Origin of the sequence: Maritimibacter alexandrii (genome assembly GCF_005871115.1) — a bacterium.
In the GTDB taxonomy this organism is placed as follows: Bacteria; Pseudomonadota; Alphaproteobacteria; order Rhodobacterales; family Rhodobacteraceae; genus Maritimibacter; species Maritimibacter alkaliphilus.
Genome location: NZ_SWKQ01000009.1, coordinates 1,248,665 through 1,265,429, shown reverse-complemented (window position 1 = coordinate 1,265,429; position 16,765 = coordinate 1,248,665). Strand labels below are relative to the sequence as shown.

The following is a 16,765-nucleotide window of genomic DNA, read 5'->3' as shown; positions in this document are numbered from 1 at the left end:
CATTCCCATGAACCTTGCAGGCCCGCTCTACGCCCTTCTGGCGTTCGCGCTCTATGCGACGCATGACGTCATCATCAAGTTCCTGGGCGGGACCTATTCCCCGTTCCAGCTGATCTTTTTCTCGACGCTGTTTTCGTTCCCGCTGGTGACGTTCATGCTGATGAAGGATGCGACGGCGGGACATCTGCGCCCGGTTCATCCGTGGTGGACGGCGCTGCGCACCGTGCTTGCGTCGATCACCGGGTTCACGGCGTTTTACGCGTTTTCGGTTCTGCCGCTGGCGCAGACCTATGTGCTGCTGTTCGCCTCGCCGCTTCTCATCACGCTTTTGTCGATCCCGATGCTGGGCGAGCGTGTCGGCATTCACCGGCTGGGTGCGGTCGTGGTCGGGCTGATCGGGGTGCTGGTCGTGCTGCGCCCCGGCGCGACCGATCTGACGCTCGGCCACCTCGCCGGGATCACGTCGGCGGTGTGCAACGCGCTGGCCAGCGTCATCGTGCGCAAGATCGGGCGGGACGAGCGGCCCGTGGTGCTGATGCTCTATCCGATGGCCTCGAATTTCGTGCTGATGGGCATATTGCTCGCCTTCGTCTACAAGCCGATGCCGATCGAACATCTGGGCGGGCTCGGCGTGATCTCGGCGCTAGGATTCGTGGCGGGGCTGGTGCTGATCGCGGCCTACAAGAACGGCGAGGCCGCCATCGTCGCACCGATGCAGTATTCGCAGATTATCTGGGCCAGTGTGTTCGGCTTCGTCATCTTCGGTGAATCCCTGGAAACCGCCACGATGATTGGTGCCGGGATCATCATTTTTTCGGGTCTTTACATCGTCTTCCGCGAAGCGCGGCTGGGCGCGGACTCGCAGACCCCGGTGCTGAGAACCCGGTCGCGCGGGGCCACGGCGGCAAGCTTCCGCATATCACCGATCCTGCGCCGTTCGCGGCCGCACGAACCGGCCGAATAACCCCTTGCCAAGCAAGGCAACGTGGGCTATCCCGCCCGCCACGGTCGGAGTGTAGCTCAGCCTGGTAGAGCACTGTCTTCGGGAGGCAGGGGTCGGAGGTTCGAATCCTCTCACTCCGACCAGATAAACAAGGCGCCTTAGGGCGCCTTTTTTGTTTTTAGACAGTGCTCTGCGGTTCGTTGAACCTGGGCTTAGTCGAACTCCAACGCGCTCGCCGCTTTGCGAAGGTGCTCCGGGCTGTAGCGCGCATACGTCGAGGCCGTTATCCGCGTGTCAGAGTGACCGAGGAACTGGGCGATCTCGTCCATTGAAATGCCGGCTTCGGCCATATGCACGGCCGCCGTGTGGCGCAGCACGTGCGGCGACACATCAGACAACTCGGCCGCCGCGGCAGCAGCCTTGAAACCCTTTTTGATGGACTTCACCGGCCCACCGCCCCATTCCACGACGTGGTTTGACAGAGCGGCCTTGCGCGCTTCAAGAAGAGCAGCACGAACGCCATTCGTCATCGGCACGATCGCCCTCCCTTTCCGGCGTTCATCGCCAGCACGCAGATTGATCTGCCCCTTCTCGAAATCCACGCGATCCCAAGTCAGCTCTAGCACGGCCGTCACCCTCGCGGCCGTCGCCAGCATAAGCCTAATGGCCAGCTTGATGTGCGGCGCGCACTCAGCACTCAGCAACCGCTTAACCTCGTTACGTGTCAGATACCGCTCTTTGGGTGCAGGCTTGCTGGGACGTTCGATATGGGGCGCCCTCTCAATCAAGCCAGTCTTTGCTGCCCAGTTGAGGCAGGTTCTCAATTTGTTGAGCTGCGTCCAGATCGTGCCGTCGCTGATCCGTGCACGCCTTCGATCTGCTGCATAATCCTTACAGTCCTGCACAGTAATCTGGTCAGGGCGAAACGCACCGAACCACGGCAAGACTGAACGTCCCGTGAATTCCATACTGTCGTGCACCGGGCGACCGACGACTGTATCACTATACGCGTTCCAGATCGATCTGACGGTCAGCTCGCTTTTCTCTGCTGCGTATGCGAGCACGAGGTCGCGGGCCTCGGCCTCTGCACTTTCCCGATCGTCCGCTTCAAGGCGAAACCTGCGTCGATTTCCACCTGGCTCATACCAATAGACGACGAAGCGGTCCTTGAGACGACCGATACTGTATTCCTGCATTTCTCATACTCTTCTACGGCTTCAACGGGGATGCGGAACTGGTTGCCGACCAGGAAGTGACCCAGATCATGGCTCTTGCACAACTTGCGCACAGTCTCATCGCTGCAACTCCATCGCTCAGCCAAGGTCTTCGGTGTGTAGGGCGGGGACACTTGTTGCTCTCCTTTCGTCATGACTGCATTTGCTATAGCGCTGGCGACGAGGAACTGCTGATTCAAACTTCACAGATGCGTGATCTGTGATCGCCACATGCCCAGGCGGATGGGGCCCAACAAGAGGCGGACGTGAACCATGAAGCCTCGTTAGGCTTCAGCCTGTTGAAACTGAAACCGAAAAGAAGTTGTGTCGGATAAGCTCGCGAAAAGCGTGTCGCACATAACAGAAGGCTTGGGGTAAGTATGGCGATCAAGAAAAGCGACATTTACAGGTCACTTTGGGACAGCTGCGATCAGCTGCGTGGGGGGATGGATGCGTCCCTCTACAAGGACTACATCCTCACGCTGCTGTTCGTGAAATACGTCTCTGACCGCGCGGGCCAGCCAGACGCGCTGATCGAAGTGCCCGAAGGCTGTTCGTTCTCGGATCTTCGCAACCTCCGGAACAAGCCCAATATCGGCGAGGGTATCGACGAGGCGATCAAGGCGATCGCCGAAGTGAACGATCTCGCCAACATCGTCGACCGTGCCTACTTCAACGACAGTGAAAAGCTCGGCAGTGGTGGGAAGAAGGTCAAGACCCTGACTGCGCTCATCGACATCTTCAGCCGTGAGGAACTTAACTTCACACGCAATCGCGCAGACGGCGACGACATCTTGGGCGACGCATATGAATACCTCATGCGCAACTTCGCGACTGAGTCCGGCAAGAGCAAAGGCCAGTTCTACACGCCGGCCGAGGTCTCTCGTGTCGTCGCGGCCGTCGCAGGAGTGAACCGAGCGACCAGCCCACAGCAGACTGTCTACGACCCCACATGTGGCTCCGGGTCACTGCTGCTCAAGGCCGCGGATGCCGCAGATGTCCGGCTGACCATCTACGGTCAGGAATTCGATATCACGACGCGCGGTCTGGCGAAGATGAACATGATCATGCACGGGCGGGAGGATGCCGAGATTGCGCCGGGCGACGTGATTGGCGAGCCGCAGTTCCTTGTATCGGATACCGCGATCCAGACCTTTGACTTCGTTGTCGCCAACCCGCCCTTCTCATCAAAAGCGTGGAACTCTGGCCTGACCAAAGCGACACAGTTTGGTCGCTTTGACTTGGGCATGCCGCCGGAGAAAAACGGAGACTTCGCGTTCCTTCTCCACATGCTCGGGTCGATGAAAGCCACGGGCTCGGGCGCGATGATCCTACCCCACGGGGTGCTCTTCCGCGGCAACAAAGAGGCCGAGCTGCGCGAAAAGATCCTCAAACGGGGATACATCAAGGCGATCATCGGCCTGCCCGCGAACCTGTTCTACGGGACCGGCATCCCCGCCTCGATCATCGTGCTCGACAAGTCCGGCTCGACCACCGATCGCCCCGTGTTCATGATCGACGCATCCCGCGGTTTCATGAAGGACGGGAACAAGAACCGGCTGCGCGAGCGCGACATCCACAAGATCGTCGACGCCTACACGAGGGAGGCCGAGATTGCCGGATACTCGCGGCTCGTGCCTTACGATGAGATCACGCGCAACGACTTCAACCTGAACATCCCGCGCTACATCGACGGGTCCGAGCCTGAGGACCTCCAGGACATCGAAGCGCACCTCAAGGGCGGCGTGCCGGATCGCGACCTCGACCTCCTGTCGGATTTCTGGGATGTGATGCCGGGCGTGCGCACCACCCTGTTCGGCCCGAACCCGCGCGAGGGGTATTCCGACCCATTGGTCGAGCCTGAGGATGTGCGTAGCACCATCCGCAACCACCCTGAGTTCGAAGCCTTCCGCGAACACGTGCACGGCATCCTCGATGGCTGGGCGCAGGCAAACCGCCCTGCCCTCGTGAGTATCCAGCCCGGGGATCGACCGAAGGCGCTGATCCACACGATCGGCGAGGACATTCTGGCCCGCTTTGCCGAAGCGCCGCTCATCGACCAGTATGAGGCCTATCAGCGGCTCATGTCCTACTGGGCCGAGACGATGCAGGACGATGTGTTCATCATCGCGGATGCAGGTTGGGAGGCCGCCAAAGATCTGCGCGAGGCGCGCAAGGAGACCGACGGAACCAAGGTCAAATGGCTGGAAGAGGCCGATCTGACGGTGAACAAGGTGCGACTTGTGGCCGATGTCATCCCGCCCCGGCTGATCGTCGCGCGCTTCTTCCCTGAATTACAGCAGGCTGTAGATGGCGCGCAGGTCAAGGCCGAGGAACTCGGTCGCGAGATCGAGGAATTGGTCGAAGAGCACGGGATCGAGGGCGGCCTGCTGGCCGATGCGCTGACCGAAGCGGGCAAGCTGACCGCGGCATCGGTCAAGGCGCGCCAGAAATCCGGCGAGGCCGAGCCGGAAGAAGCAACGCTTCTGAAACAGGTGGCCAAGCTGATGACGGCGGAGACGGCGGCGAAGAAAGCGGTCAAGGAAGCCGAGGAGGCGCTGACCACGGCCACGCTGAAGAAATACCCCGAACTGACCGAGGAAGAGATCCGCGCGCTGGTCGTGGATGACAAATGGCTGACCGACATCGCCGAGCTGATCGAGGCAGAGATCGAGGCCCGGACTGAGCAGATGACGGCCCGGGTTCGGGTGCTGACGGAGCGGTATGGGCACACGCTGCCCGAGATGGGAGGGAAAGTCGACGAGCTTGCCAAGAAGGTGACCGGGCACTTGGCTGCAATGGGCTTCAACTGATGGGCCAGACAGCTATCCGTGCGAACCTCATTCGTCGCTCTTGCATCGGCACAATTCCAGACGATTGGAAAGTTGTTTCTGTTTCCGACATTGTTGATCGTAAACCCAATGCGATCGTTGGGGGGCCTTTCGGATCGGATCTCGTCTCAACCGACTATGTTCCCGCCGGTATTCCCGTGGTTCGTGGTGCGAACATGTCGGCATCCACCGTGTCAGGTGATTTTGTTTTCGTTTCTGAGGCGAAAGGCAAAATCCTCGCTGCGAACATGGCCTGTCCAGGTGATGTGGTTTTCACACAGCGGGGGACGCTGGGACAGGTTGCCATTGTTCCAGAGGCACCTTTCGAGAAATACCTGATTTCCCAGAGCCAAATGAAGCTAAGTGCAAACTCCGAGGTTATCCATAAGCCTTATCTACTACACTATTTTGCGAGCTTCGCTGGGCAAAAGCAAATTCTGGATAGCGCCATTCAGACAGGTGTGCCGCACACGAATTTGAGTATTCTGCGAAACTACGCAGTGCCGCTTCCTTCACTGAAAGAACAGGAAGCCATCGCGGAGGCGCTTTCGGATGCGGATGCGTTGATTGAGGGGCTGGAGCGGCTGATTGCCAAGAAGCGGCTCATCAAGCAGGGCGCGATGCAGGACCTCCTGACTGCCAAGCGCCGCCTTCCAGGGTTCTCGGGGGTGTGGATGGAAACAACAATCCAAGACATTGCCTCAGTCGACCCCGAAGCTCTCGGTGCGGGCACCCCGAAAGACCGGATCATTAAGTATATCTCGCTGGAAGATGTGAATCGTGGGGCGCTCAATGGGTGGTCCGAAACGAAGTTCGCAGATGCACCTTCCCGAGCGAGGAGAATCTTGCGAGAAAATAATGTCTTGCTGGGGACAGTCAGGCCAAATTTGCAGTCACACCATCTGTTCGTGCAGCAGGGTGAAGACTGGATTGGCTCGACCGGTTTCGCAGTTCTCCGGGTGCGACCGGAGCTTTGCTCTGCTCGATACCTGTTCGAACTCATCATGAGCAGCATTATTGGCCGTCAGATTGACGAACTCATCGCAGGATCGAACTATCCGGCGATCAGCAATAGAGACGTGAGGAAGCTTGCGGTATCGCTCCCGTCGCTGGCGGAACAGGAAGCCATCTCCCAAATCCTTGGAGACATGGACGCCGAAATCGCAGCTCTCCAAAACCGCCTCGAAAAAGCGCGGCAGATGAAGGAGGGCATGATGCAGAACCTTTTGACCGGACGGATCAGGCTGGTCTGACAATAATTTCACAGACGTATTTTTAGCATGAGGGAGTAACGAGGGATGCCACAGATCGGAGAGGCGGAGCGCCGGGCGCAGAACAGGTTGATCGGCCTTTTGACCGACCGTCAGACGGACGGTCCCGGCGGCCTCGGCTGGCGTTATCTCGGGGACTGGCACACCCGTGAGGGCAACGCCAATATCGAGGATGAACTTTTGCGCCCTTGGCTCCTCTCCCGCGGCTACGAGGAGGAGGTGGTCGCTCAGGCGATCACCAAGCTCAAACGCGAGGCGCGGATGGAAGGCGTCAAGCTCTACGAGGCCAACAAGGTCTTCTACGACGCCCTGCGCTACGGCGTAGACGTGAAACGCGACGACAAAGCCCCGATCACGGTCAAGGTCATTGATTGGGACGATATCACCGCCAACGACTTCGGCGTCGCCGAAGAGGTTGCGATCAAGGGCAAGACCGCCAAGGCCTACAACAAGCGGCCCGATCTGGTGTTTTTTGTCAACGGGATCGCCCTTGGTGTCGTCGAGTTGAAACGCTCGACCGTGGGCGTTGCCGAGGGCATCCGCCAGACGCTGGACAACCAAAAGGCCGAGTTCATCCGCCACTTCTTTACCACCGTGCAGATGGTCTTTGCAGGCAACGACAGCGAGGGGCTGCGCTACGGCACGATCCAGACGCCGGAGCCCTATTGGCTTAAGTGGAAGGAAGAGAGCGACATCACCTCGCGCCTCGATCGCGACGTGACGCAGATGATGGAACCGGGGCGGTTCCTTGAACTCATCTACGACTTCATCCTGTTCGATGCGGGGATCAAAAAGGTCGCCCGCCCGAACCAGTATTTCGCCGTGAAGGCCGCTCAGGAGCGTGTGAAGGCCCGAGAAGGCGGGATCATCTGGCAGACACAAGGGAGCGGCAAGAGCCTGATCATGGTAATGCTGGCGCGCTGGATCCGTGAGAACCATGCGGATGGGCGCGTGCTGCTCCTGACCGACCGCAAGGAACTCGATGACCAGATCGAGACGGTCTTCGGCGACACTGGCGACAAGGTGCGGAAGGCGCGCAGCGGTGACGACTTGATGGCAGCTTTGGCCGATCCGGTGGACCGCGTTATCTGCTCGCTGATCCACAAGTTCGGTAAGCGCGAGGATGACGAGATGGGCGAGCTGATCTCGCAGATCAAGTCCGCGAATATCGGCGCCCCGGTCGGAGACTTCTTCGTCTTCATCGACGAGGCGCACCGCACGCAGTCGGGCAAGCTCGCACGCGCGATGCGGCAGGTGCTGCCCGAAGCGATGTTCATCGGCTTCACAGGGACGCCGCTGTTGAAGGACGACAAGGCGACGTCGCTCGAGACGTTCGGCCCTTACATCGGCATTCCTTACCGCTTCGACGAGGCGGTCGAGGATGGCGTCGTGCTCGACCTGCGCTACGAGGCGCGCGACATCGATCAGCGCATCACCTCGCCAGAGAAGATCGACCAGTGGTTCGAGACGAACACGCGCGCTTTGACGCCGGTGGCCAAAGCGACACTCAAGCAGAGGTGGGGCACTTTGCAGAAGGTGCTGTCGAGTCAAGATCGCCTGAAACAGATCGCCGCGGACATCGTTTTCGACATGAGCACCAAGCCGCGCCTCATGTCAGGTTCCGGCAACGCGATGTTAGTGGCAGGATCCATCCCCGAAGCTTGCAAGTTTTTCGAGGTCTTCAAAAACTCCGGCACCGTTCTCGCCGACAAATGCGCGATCGTCACGTCGTATGTGCGGGGGGCGTCGGAGATCACCGGCGAAGAGACTGGCATGGGCGAGACAGACAAACAGTATGTTCATCGCGTCTATGACGACCTGCTGGGGAATCAGTCAGAGGCCGACTACGAAGAAGAAGCCCTGAGGAAGTTCAAAAAAGAGCCGGGGCAGATGAAGCTCATCATCGTCGTCTCCCGCCTCCTTACAGGCTTCGATGCCCCGACGGCGACTTACATCTATCTCGACAAGCAGATGCGCGACCACGGCCTTTTCCAAGCCATCACACGCGTGAACCGATTGGATGGGGATGACAAGGATTACGGCTACATCATCGACTACAAGGACCTGTTCAAGAACATCGAAGGCGCGGTCGAAGACTACACATCCGAAGCTTTCGACGCGTTCGAGAAACATGACGTCGAGGGGCTCATTGCTGACCGGGCGGAAAAAGCGAACGAAGACCTTCATGCTGCTCGAGAAGCTTGGCTCGCTCTTCTCGACCTTGTCGACCCACCACGCGGCGACGATGAGATATATGGCTATTTTTCAAGCCCGCATGGTATCGACTCCGATCCTGACGCAGATGAGAAATCGAAGCGCAGACAGGTGCTCTATAACCTGGTGGGCAAATACGCGCGGGCATTCGGGAACGTCGCTGCTGACCCAGCGGAATCCGGCTTCAACGATCTGGAGATCGCCGACTTCCGAAAAGAAGTCGAACGGGCAATCGCCATACGTGATGCTGTTCGGCTGCATAGTGGCGACGCCGTCGACATGAAGCAGTTCGAGCCGGCGATGCGGCATCTTATCGACACATACATCAGAGCTGATGCGTCCGAGAAGATATCGGACCTCGACGAAATTAGCCTTGTCGACCTCGTGGCGAGCAAAGGCGCCCAATCAGCCGAGGAGATTGAAAGACGTGTCGCTGGCAAGCGCGAGAACGCAGCTGAAGCAATCGAAAATAACGTCCGCAAGCTCATCATTGATGAAACTCCGGTGAACCCAAAATTCTATGAGAAAATGTCGGAGCTTCTATCGGACTTGGTCGCTATGCGGAAAAGCGATGCCATCGAATACGCCGAGTATCTGGAGAAGATCGCGGCACTGGTGCGCGACGCCAAGGCGGGGCATGGCGACACGTATCCAGATGAAATCAACACGCCGGGCCTCAAAGCCATCTTTGATAACGTTGATCGCGATGTAGATCTTGCTCAGAAAATCCATGACGCGATAAAGACATCCGCTCAATTTGGCTGGCGTGGGAACCTGATGAAGGAACGCCGAGTGCGTCGTAGTTTGGAAGCAGTCTTGGCGGATGAGGACTTGGTCGAGCTCATCCTTGAGATTTTGAAGAACCAAGATGAATATTGAAGTTTTCCATATCGGCGAGACGGCGATCGAAGTGCGTCGTAAGGGAATCAAGAATCTGCATGTTGGAGTGTATCCGCCAGATGGGCAGGTGCGCGTGTCAGCTCCCGAAGAAATGAGCATCGACGCGGTCAAGATGGCAGTGCTGATGCGCACAGACTGGATACACCGAAAACGCCGATCCTTCCTGGCGCAAGAACGGCAGACAGTGCGGCGATACGTTTCTGGAGAAACCCATTTCGTATTCGGACGGCCCTATCGCCTCGAGGTCATCGAGACGAAGAGGAAAGGCGCGAAGCTCTTCACCACAGCCTCTGAACGTATGGTATTTGAGGTTCCGAATGGCGCAAGTGCGGCAGATCGAAAACGGTGGATGACGTCATGGCGGCGATCAGAACTCCGGCGCGCCGCTGGGCCGCGCGTGGATCTCTGGTCTAAGCGCATAGGCGTTGCGCCATCGTTTTGGGGCATCCGCGAAATGCGGACGAAGTGGGGGAGCTGCAATCACAAAAAACGCCTAGTTTGGTTGAATTTAGACCTCTCCGCGAAGCCGAAAGAGGCACTGGACTACGTCATTGTGCACGAGCTAGCTCACCTCGTTTCTCACAAGCATGACGACGTGTTTCGGGACCTCGTTGACCACCACTTTCCGCGATGGCGTCGCGTCCGCTCCGAGCTGAACGCGATGCCGCTGCGCGCTTGGGACGAATAGGTCTCTGTGTCACAAGAACTGTTCCAGGCCGCAGCGCTATGAACTCCACATCCTCAAGGCCGTTCTTTGTCCAGCATCTTGAGCGCGCGCGCGACGTTCTGCTCGCTCCATCTCTTGCCGCGGCGCGTCAAGAGGCCGGCGCCATTTGCTCTTGCGGCAATGTTCTTCAAGGTATCTCGATCACCCGCGCGCCGGAGTTCTTCACGAATGCGATCCAATGCTAAAGCGTTCGCATGTGCGCTTTTTCTCCGGATGGCAGCGGACGATTGTTGGGCCTCGTCGGTCCACCCCGGGCGGCCTTGCAGTGCTAGAGATTTCGACTTTTCCGGGTGCAGCAGGAGGTTATGACTCTGCTCAGATGAGAAATCTTTCAGTGCCAAACCGTGGCGAATTGAGAAGATGGCGGCTTCGTAGTGTCGCAAACTCGATAGAAGCGCTTCCCGCTTGCCGAGGTCTGTGATGCGGAAGAGGCGCGAAAGGTCGTCGATTCGGACTTTGACCCCTGGGTGAAGCAACACAAAATCAAGCAAAGTCGTGAGATTTGGTAAATCATCAATACTGGCTATTCTTCGTGCATAGTCAAAACAGATCTTTTTCGCCGGGATCGCGTGCTTTTCTTCGATTCGGCGGATCAACCGAAGTTGACTTCGCGCAGCCGGATGGTCATCGATAGATCCATGCGGCTTTGCGCCATAGCTAAGAAGCACGTAAAAAAGCATTGTTTTCAGCAATTCATGTTTGTGTAGGCCTACACAAACATGAAAATCCCTCTCTTGCCAAATCTCGGAGGCGAACCGGTATCTGAAAACAGAAGTAGAAGGAACTCCTGAACGCCGGAGACTCCTCTTTCCGTTATGCTCCCAAAGCCGCGTAACTACTTATAGTATTATTATAGATAATAGGTATTTCTAACTACTAACATAAAGTAGACGGAAGCTCCTCTTTCCGGAACGCTTCTCCGGCTCGCGAAGGAACGACTCGGCGCTCAATGGTGACGTAGCCGGCTGTTGGCAGTGCCCTCAAGCGAAACGCGCGTCCGGCCCGCTGAAAATCGTCACCGGCGCGCTGCTTGATCTAGAACCTGCGACGTCATGCGCTGCCAGGCTGGCTGAGCCGCTCGTAGGGCGCGACCAGCGATCTTTTTGATACCCGATAGCGGCCAGCATCAGGTTGACGCACTGAGCGCTCCCCAGCGCGCCTGTGCGGATTGAGCATGTCCATCCTAGGTGACTGTCATCCGCCATGTCCTCCATTCTCACGGACTTGATCGTCAGGACTTGGGACCAACAAGCCGGTGTAAGAAACCTAATCCGTGCGGCGTGTTGCAGGCAGCGCTGGTCCGCGCGTGAGCCGTGCCACCACTGCGGCCGACGTGGTGACGAGCAGTTCCGCCAAGGACTTGGACGAGCGCTGCTCCTTCGCGACCAAGTGCAATCGAACCCGCCGCGCTCTCAGAGGCGCTGTGCTGCTCGCTGAGTGCATCCGGGCCGATTTAGGTGCTGGGAGTCCGAATTGCACGAGAGTGCGCCCTCAGCGTGCGCAGAGCCCAGTCGCAATGAAGATCGAATGTCCGCGCAGCAGCTGCTACGGTCTACAAAAACCAAGCCATTTGAAATCACGAACTTGGATACTCCCAATGCGCGCCCTACACACCGCAGATTGGCACATCGGTCAGACCCTGAACGGCTGGTCGCGCGAGGCGGAACACGAAGTGTTTCTGAATGCGCTCGCTGAACTCCTCGAGACCGAGGAGATCGACCTACTGCTCGTCGCAGGTGATGTTTTCGACACCACCAACCCGTCGGGCGAAAGCCAGCGTCTGTTCTATCGGGCCCTGGCCGGGTTCAAGCGGCGGCGGCCAAATTTGACCGTGGTGATTTCAGGCGGAAACCACGACCCGGCGCTCAGACTCGAGGCGGCAGGCGACTTGATTGAGGCGTTCGACATCCACACCATCGGCACGGTGCGGCGCAAGGACGGCGCGGTCGATGTCGATGCGCATCTGGTGCCCGTGCCGGGACCGGATGGGGATCCTACGGCGTTTGTGTTGGCCATCCCGTTCCTGCGTGCCGCCGACCTGACCGGGATCAGTTTCTCGGTCGACGATCAGGACCGGTCGATCATCGAGACGGCGCGCCGGTTCCATGCCGAGCTGACCGACGCCGCTGCTGCGAAGGTCGGCGACCTTCCCCTGATCGCGACGGGCCACCTTCATTGCGCCGGCGGGCTGGAGAGCGAAGGGGCCGAGCGTCGGATCCTGATCGGTGGCGCGCATGCGGTGCCGCCCGACATCTTCCCGGAGCGGCTCGACTACGTCGCCCTTGGCCACCTGCACGGGCCGCAGGGTCTTGCAGGCGGGAGGGTGCGGTATTCCGGCAGCCCGTTCCCGCTGTCGGCGTCCGAAATCCGGTATCGTCACGGCGTCACCATCCTCGACATCGACGGGAGGTCGGTTACGGCCACACATCGGGAGATCGGGTGGCCTGCCCCGGTGCTGCGCCTGCCGGAGTCGGGGATTACCGACCTTGCCGGGCTCGAGGCTGCGCTGGCCGGGATCGCGACCGATGCGCCCACCGAGCTGCGCCCGCTGGTCTATGTCGAACTCACCGCCGAGGATGCTCCTGCGGTGGTGCTGGGCAGGGCCGAGGTCATGTTGCGCGAGGCGCCGGTGCGGACCGCAGGGGTGCGCATTCACCGGCCCCAAACGACGGCCGAGGCCAGTGCGGTGCCGCCCGCCGTCGCGCTGTCGGACACTGACCCCGAGACGCTGTTCAGCGCGGCATTTGAGACCCAGAACGGCTTTGCGCCCGAACCACGCCACCTTGCGGCGTTCCGCGACGCTGTCGGGGAGGTCTGAGCCGTGCAGATCCTGTCGATCCGGGGCGAGAACATCGCGAGCCTCGCCAAGCCGTTCGAGATCCGGCTCGACGCGCCGCCGCTTGTCTCGGCCGGGCTGTTTGCCATCACGGGCGAAACCGGGGCCGGGAAATCGAGCCTGCTCGACGCTCTTTGCCTCGCGCTTTACGGAAATTGCCCCCGCCTGTCGGGTGATGGCACGTCCGAAGCCGTGGCCGATATCGGCGGGCAGGAGCTGCGGTCGACCGACGCGCGCATGGTGCTGCGCCGGGGCGTGGCGTCGGGGTTCGCCGAGGTCACGTTCCGCGCCGCAGACGGGGAAATCTATGTCGCCGGGTGGCAGGCCCGACGGGCGCGCGACAAGATCGACGGCCGCCTTCAGGCCATCGAGCGCAGCCTTGCGCGCGGTGCCGACGGGCAGATGTTGGAAACCCAGATCTCGCGCGTGAACGAGAGGGTCATTGACCTGACGGGCCTGACCTACGACGAGTTCCGCCGCACCGTTCTCCTCGCACAGGGCGATTTCGCCGCTTTTCTGGATGCCCGGACGCAAGAACGCGCGGCGATCCTCGAGAAAGTCACGGGCACCGGCATCTATCGCGACATCTCGCGCCGGGTGTTCGAGCGGAACCGCGAAGCTGTGGGCACCCTCGACACGCTCGAGACCCGGCGCGGAGAGCATCAGCTCTTGTCGCCGGACGAGCGGACGGAGATTGCCGACACGATCACCACGCTGCGCGCCGAACAGGCCGCTGCGGTGACGGCGCTCGAGGCGGTTCGCAAGGACCTCGCCCAATATGCAGCGGTCGAGGCTGCCGAGGCCAGCCTCGACAAGGCGAAAGCACGGGTGGACGCCGCCGAGCGGGCGCACGCCGCACTCACCGATGACCGGGTCTGGCTGGATGACTGGGACCGGGCGCAGGCCTTGCTGGGCGAGGTGCGCGAGCGCGCGGAGGCAAAGCGGGCGCTAGACACGGCGCGGGAGGATCATGCTCGAATCACGGCAGAGCTCGCGACCCAAAAAGGGCTCGTTGCGGAGGCCCAAGCGCGGTTCGACGCCGCGAAAGCCGCACGGGACGAGGCGGAGCGCGTGTTCAAGGCTTTCGCGCCGATCTGGGATCAGGCCTCTGCGCTTGACGAACGGGTGGCCGGTGCCGTGGGCGAACACACCAAGGCGGTGGATGCGCTGACCGAAGCGCGCGGGGTCGAGACAGGCACGCAGGAGGCGCTCACGGCGCTTGTTGCCGACGAGGCTGCGCTGAAGGACGCGGTGGAGGAAGCCGAACGGACTTTGGCCGCGGTGAAGGGGCACGAAGTTCTGCTGGCGAACCGGAGCCTGATCGAGGAACGCCTTGGTGCGCGGATCGAACAGGCCCGGTTGGCCAGGACGTCAGATGCCGAGGCCGCGCGTTTGTCGGCCACCATCGCGGCGGACCGAGAAAAGCGGCAGGCTCTTGAGGATGGCGCCAGGACTGCGCGTGGTGAGATCGACGCGGCGCGAACGGCGCAGGGAGCCATCGGGGACGAACGCAAGCGGCTGACCGAGGCGGCACCGGGTGCGCGTCTTGAACGGCTCGCGCAGGCCGAGGCGGACCTGCGAACGCTGCGCGCCGCCGCGAATGACGTGCGGCTTGCGGATCGGGCATTGGCGGACAGTCAGGACCGGCTTGGGGCGGCGCAGAAAGCCTATTCCGAACAGAAACAGGTTCTGGACGAAGCGCGCGCCGAGCAGAAGACCGCGCTGGAACTGGTGCAGGCCCTGCGCCAGCCGTCACAGGCCGCGAGCGCTGCGGCCTCGAGTGAGGCCGAGCACCTGCGCCAGCACCTTGTCGAAGGCACCCCCTGCCCGGTCTGTGGTGCCACGGCGCACCCGGTCATGGCGGATGGTGAGATCGCGGCGCTTGCCGAGGATTTGCGAAACCGTCTGACCGAGGCACAGGACCGGGGCGACAAGTCCGAGACCACGGCCACGCAGGCGGCCCTGCGGATCGAGGCCGCCGAGACGACGATCAAGGCCGAGAACGATCGCGCGCCCGATCTGATGTCGCAGGTCGCCGAAGCCGAGGCGAGCTTTGCACGGGCGTCGAAGCCTCTGGAGGATGGCCCGCTGGCGGGCGAGATACCGGAGGGGCCGCGCGCAGAGGACGCCCGGTTCGACGCTCTGACGGCGCGCCTTGTGGGGTGGCGCGAAGGGCTTGAGGCCGACCGCGACCGGCTTGCCGCGCTCGACCGGGCGCACCGGGAGGCTGACGCCGCGATCGACGCGGCCAAGGCGCGGATCACCGAGGGCGAGGACAGGATCCGCGAAATTGCGGAGGTGCTCACGACGAAGGAGCGGGAGATCGCGCGGCTCGAGCAGGCCAGAGATACGGCGCAGGGCACGATTGCAGAGATTGATCGCAGGCTCGCCCCGCTGCTGGAGCCGACCGAGATACGCGCCGAGGCCTTTGGGCCGGATGCCACGCTCGACGACCTGCGCGCAACGTTCATGACGCTCGACGCCGCGCGTAACACGATTGAAGCCACCCGGAAATCGCTGGCAGATTTGTCCACAAGTCTCGCCAAGGCGCAGGCGGACGTCTCAGGCGCGAGGATCGCGCGAGAGCGGGCCGAGGCGACGGAGCGCAGCCGGTGCGAGACGCTGGAGCGGCTTCGAGCCGACCGTGCCGAGCTGCTGGGCGGCGAGGAGACCGGCCCCCACCGGACCCGCCACAACACCGCGCGCACGACGGCGCAGGCGGCGTTTGATGACGCGCGCGAGGCATTGGACAACTCTGCCCGTGCCGAGACCGCCTTGGCGAGCACGCTGGCAGCAGCAGACAAGGCACAAACCGGCGCGGCGGCCCGTGTCACGGACGCCGAAGCGGCGCTCACGGCTGCCTGCGAGGCCGCCGGGATCGCGGAAGCGCACCTGCTTGCGCTTCACGCCACTGAGACGGCGACCGTCGAGGCGCGGCGGCAGGCGCTCCGGTCAGCCGACACTGAACGCGCGGCCGCGCAGGGTGCCATGCAGGAACGTGACAACGAATTCGCGGCGCTGAAGGCTGAAGGCCTGCCGGACACGTCGAAGGCCGAGCTCGAAACGGCAAAGTTGACGATGGACACCGAGATCCAGAGCCGTGGTGAGACGCTGGGCGGGCTTGCCCAGAAGCTCGAAACCGACACCGTGGCGGCCAAGGCCCTCGCCGGTCTGGAGGCCGAGATCGAGGCCGCGCGCAAGACCGCCGAGACCTGGGCGGCGGTGAACGACGCCGTGGGCTCCGCGAAGGGTGACCGCTTTGCGCAGATCGCCCAGGCCGTCACCCTCGCCCTGCTCGTAGAGCGCGCCAACCTGCACCTCGACGACCTGAAACCACGCTACCAGCTCAAGGTGGCGGCAAGCGACCTTGCGTTGCACATCATCGATCGGGACATGGCGGACGATGTGCGCCCGACGCGGCTCTTGTCTGGCGGCGAACGCTTCCTCGTATCGCTTGCGCTTGCCCTCGCCCTGTCCGGCATGGGCACCCGCGGCGTGCTCGCTGGAACACTCTTCATCGACGAGGGGTTCGGCTCGCTGGACACCGACAGCCTGGATCTAGCGATCGACGCGCTGGAGCGTCTGCAGGCCGAGGGCCGCACGATCGGCGTCATCAGCCACGTCCAGGCGATGAAGGACCGAATCCCGGTTCAGCTTCAGGTCCAGAAAACTGGTGGTGGCGCGAGCGAGATCGACCTGGTCGTTCGATGATCATCCCAACAGAACGGCACGGCTACATCTGAAAATGGGGATGGGCCGCAGAGGTGCCCCCCTGCAGCGCATTTGCGGCACCAAAAGATCTCGCCATGCTCTCAGGGGCTCTGTGCCG

At 61.3% G+C, this 16,765-nt stretch carries 9 protein-coding genes, 1 tRNA gene and 1 pseudogene; 8 read left to right on the top strand and 3 right to left on the bottom strand.

Annotated features, from left to right (window positions below):
* Nucleotides 1–7: 7 nt before the first annotated feature.
* Both FCT00_RS07005 and FCT00_RS07000 read left to right on the top strand, forming a co-directional pair.
* Nucleotides 8–964 carry a DMT family transporter gene (locus FCT00_RS07005; RefSeq protein ID WP_138422381.1) on the top strand — a complete coding sequence of 319 codons (957 nt, stop codon included), beginning with the start codon at nt 8–10 and terminating at the stop codon, nt 962–964.
* Nucleotides 965–1,009: 45 nt separating this feature from the next.
* Nucleotides 1,010–1,086, top strand: a tRNA-Pro gene (locus FCT00_RS07000).
* Between the two features lie 69 nt (nt 1,087–1,155).
* Here FCT00_RS07000 and FCT00_RS06995 read toward each other — a convergent pair.
* Nucleotides 1,156–2,139 (bottom strand): tyrosine-type recombinase/integrase, encoded by a 984-nt coding sequence (locus tag FCT00_RS06995; RefSeq protein ID WP_138422380.1) that lies wholly within the window; start codon nt 2,137–2,139, stop codon nt 1,156–1,158.
* Between the two features lie 17 nt (nt 2,140–2,156).
* Nucleotides 2,157–2,312: pseudogene (locus FCT00_RS21810) on the bottom strand (excisionase family DNA-binding protein); the annotation flags it as partial.
* A gap of 225 nt (nt 2,313–2,537) precedes the next feature.
* Here FCT00_RS21810 and FCT00_RS06985 point away from each other — a divergent pair.
* The 4 genes from FCT00_RS06985 to FCT00_RS06970 are packed head-to-tail and all read left to right on the top strand — an operon-like array spanning nt 2,538 to nt 10,061.
* The gene (locus FCT00_RS06985) at nt 2,538–4,970 is read left to right on the top strand and encodes a type I restriction-modification system subunit M (protein WP_138422378.1); all 2,433 of its coding nucleotides are present in this window, start codon (nt 2,538–2,540) and stop codon (nt 4,968–4,970) included.
* Entirely contained in the window at nt 4,970–6,241 is a 1,272-nt protein-coding gene (locus tag FCT00_RS06980) for a restriction endonuclease subunit S (RefSeq protein WP_138422377.1), read from the top strand. Before FCT00_RS06985 ends, FCT00_RS06980 begins: the two co-directional genes overlap by 1 nt.
* Before the next feature lie 45 nt (nt 6,242–6,286).
* Nucleotides 6,287–9,352 (top strand): type I restriction endonuclease subunit R, encoded by a 3,066-nt coding sequence (locus tag FCT00_RS06975; RefSeq protein WP_138422376.1) that lies wholly within the window; start codon nt 6,287–6,289, stop codon nt 9,350–9,352.
* On the top strand, nt 9,342–10,061 hold the full coding sequence (locus tag FCT00_RS06970; RefSeq protein ID WP_138422375.1) for a M48 family metallopeptidase: 720 nt from the start codon (nt 9,342–9,344) through the stop codon (nt 10,059–10,061). Before FCT00_RS06975 ends, FCT00_RS06970 begins: the two co-directional genes overlap by 11 nt.
* 53 nt (nt 10,062–10,114) lie before the next feature.
* Here FCT00_RS06970 and FCT00_RS06965 read toward each other — a convergent pair whose 3' ends face one another.
* On the bottom strand, nt 10,115–10,780 hold the full coding sequence (locus tag FCT00_RS06965) for a hypothetical protein (protein ID WP_138422374.1): 666 nt from the start codon (nt 10,778–10,780) through the stop codon (nt 10,115–10,117).
* A 917-nt stretch (nt 10,781–11,697) separates the two neighbouring features.
* Between FCT00_RS06965 and FCT00_RS06960 the strand changes: the two genes are divergently transcribed.
* Together FCT00_RS06960 and FCT00_RS06955 are read left to right on the top strand one after the other, a co-directional pair.
* Nucleotides 11,698–12,918, top strand: coding sequence for an exonuclease SbcCD subunit D (locus FCT00_RS06960; protein WP_138422373.1), 1,221 nt, complete (start codon nt 11,698–11,700; stop codon nt 12,916–12,918).
* 3 nt (nt 12,919–12,921) lie between these two features.
* Complete coding sequence (locus FCT00_RS06955) at nt 12,922–16,647, top strand: AAA family ATPase (RefSeq protein ID WP_138422372.1); 3,726 nt, start codon at nt 12,922–12,924, stop codon at nt 16,645–16,647.
* The last annotated feature ends 118 nt before the right edge of the window (nt 16,648–16,765 follow it).

Coding starts and splice junctions, on each gene's coding strand:
- FCT00_RS07005 (WP_138422381.1), top strand. CDS start 8: ATGAACCTTGCAGGCCCGCTCTACGCCCTTCTGGCGTTCGCGCTCTAT.
- FCT00_RS06995 (WP_138422380.1), bottom strand. CDS start 2,139: ATGCAGGAATACAGTATCGGTCGTCTCAAGGACCGCTTCGTCGTCTAT.
- FCT00_RS06985 (WP_138422378.1), top strand. CDS start 2,538: ATGGCGATCAAGAAAAGCGACATTTACAGGTCACTTTGGGACAGCTGC.
- FCT00_RS06980 (WP_138422377.1), top strand. CDS start 4,970: ATGGGCCAGACAGCTATCCGTGCGAACCTCATTCGTCGCTCTTGCATC.
- FCT00_RS06975 (WP_138422376.1), top strand. CDS start 6,287: ATGCCACAGATCGGAGAGGCGGAGCGCCGGGCGCAGAACAGGTTGATC.
- FCT00_RS06970 (WP_138422375.1), top strand. CDS start 9,342: ATGAATATTGAAGTTTTCCATATCGGCGAGACGGCGATCGAAGTGCGT.
- FCT00_RS06965 (WP_138422374.1), bottom strand. CDS start 10,780: ATGCTTTTTTACGTGCTTCTTAGCTATGGCGCAAAGCCGCATGGATCT.
- FCT00_RS06960 (WP_138422373.1), top strand. CDS start 11,698: ATGCGCGCCCTACACACCGCAGATTGGCACATCGGTCAGACCCTGAAC.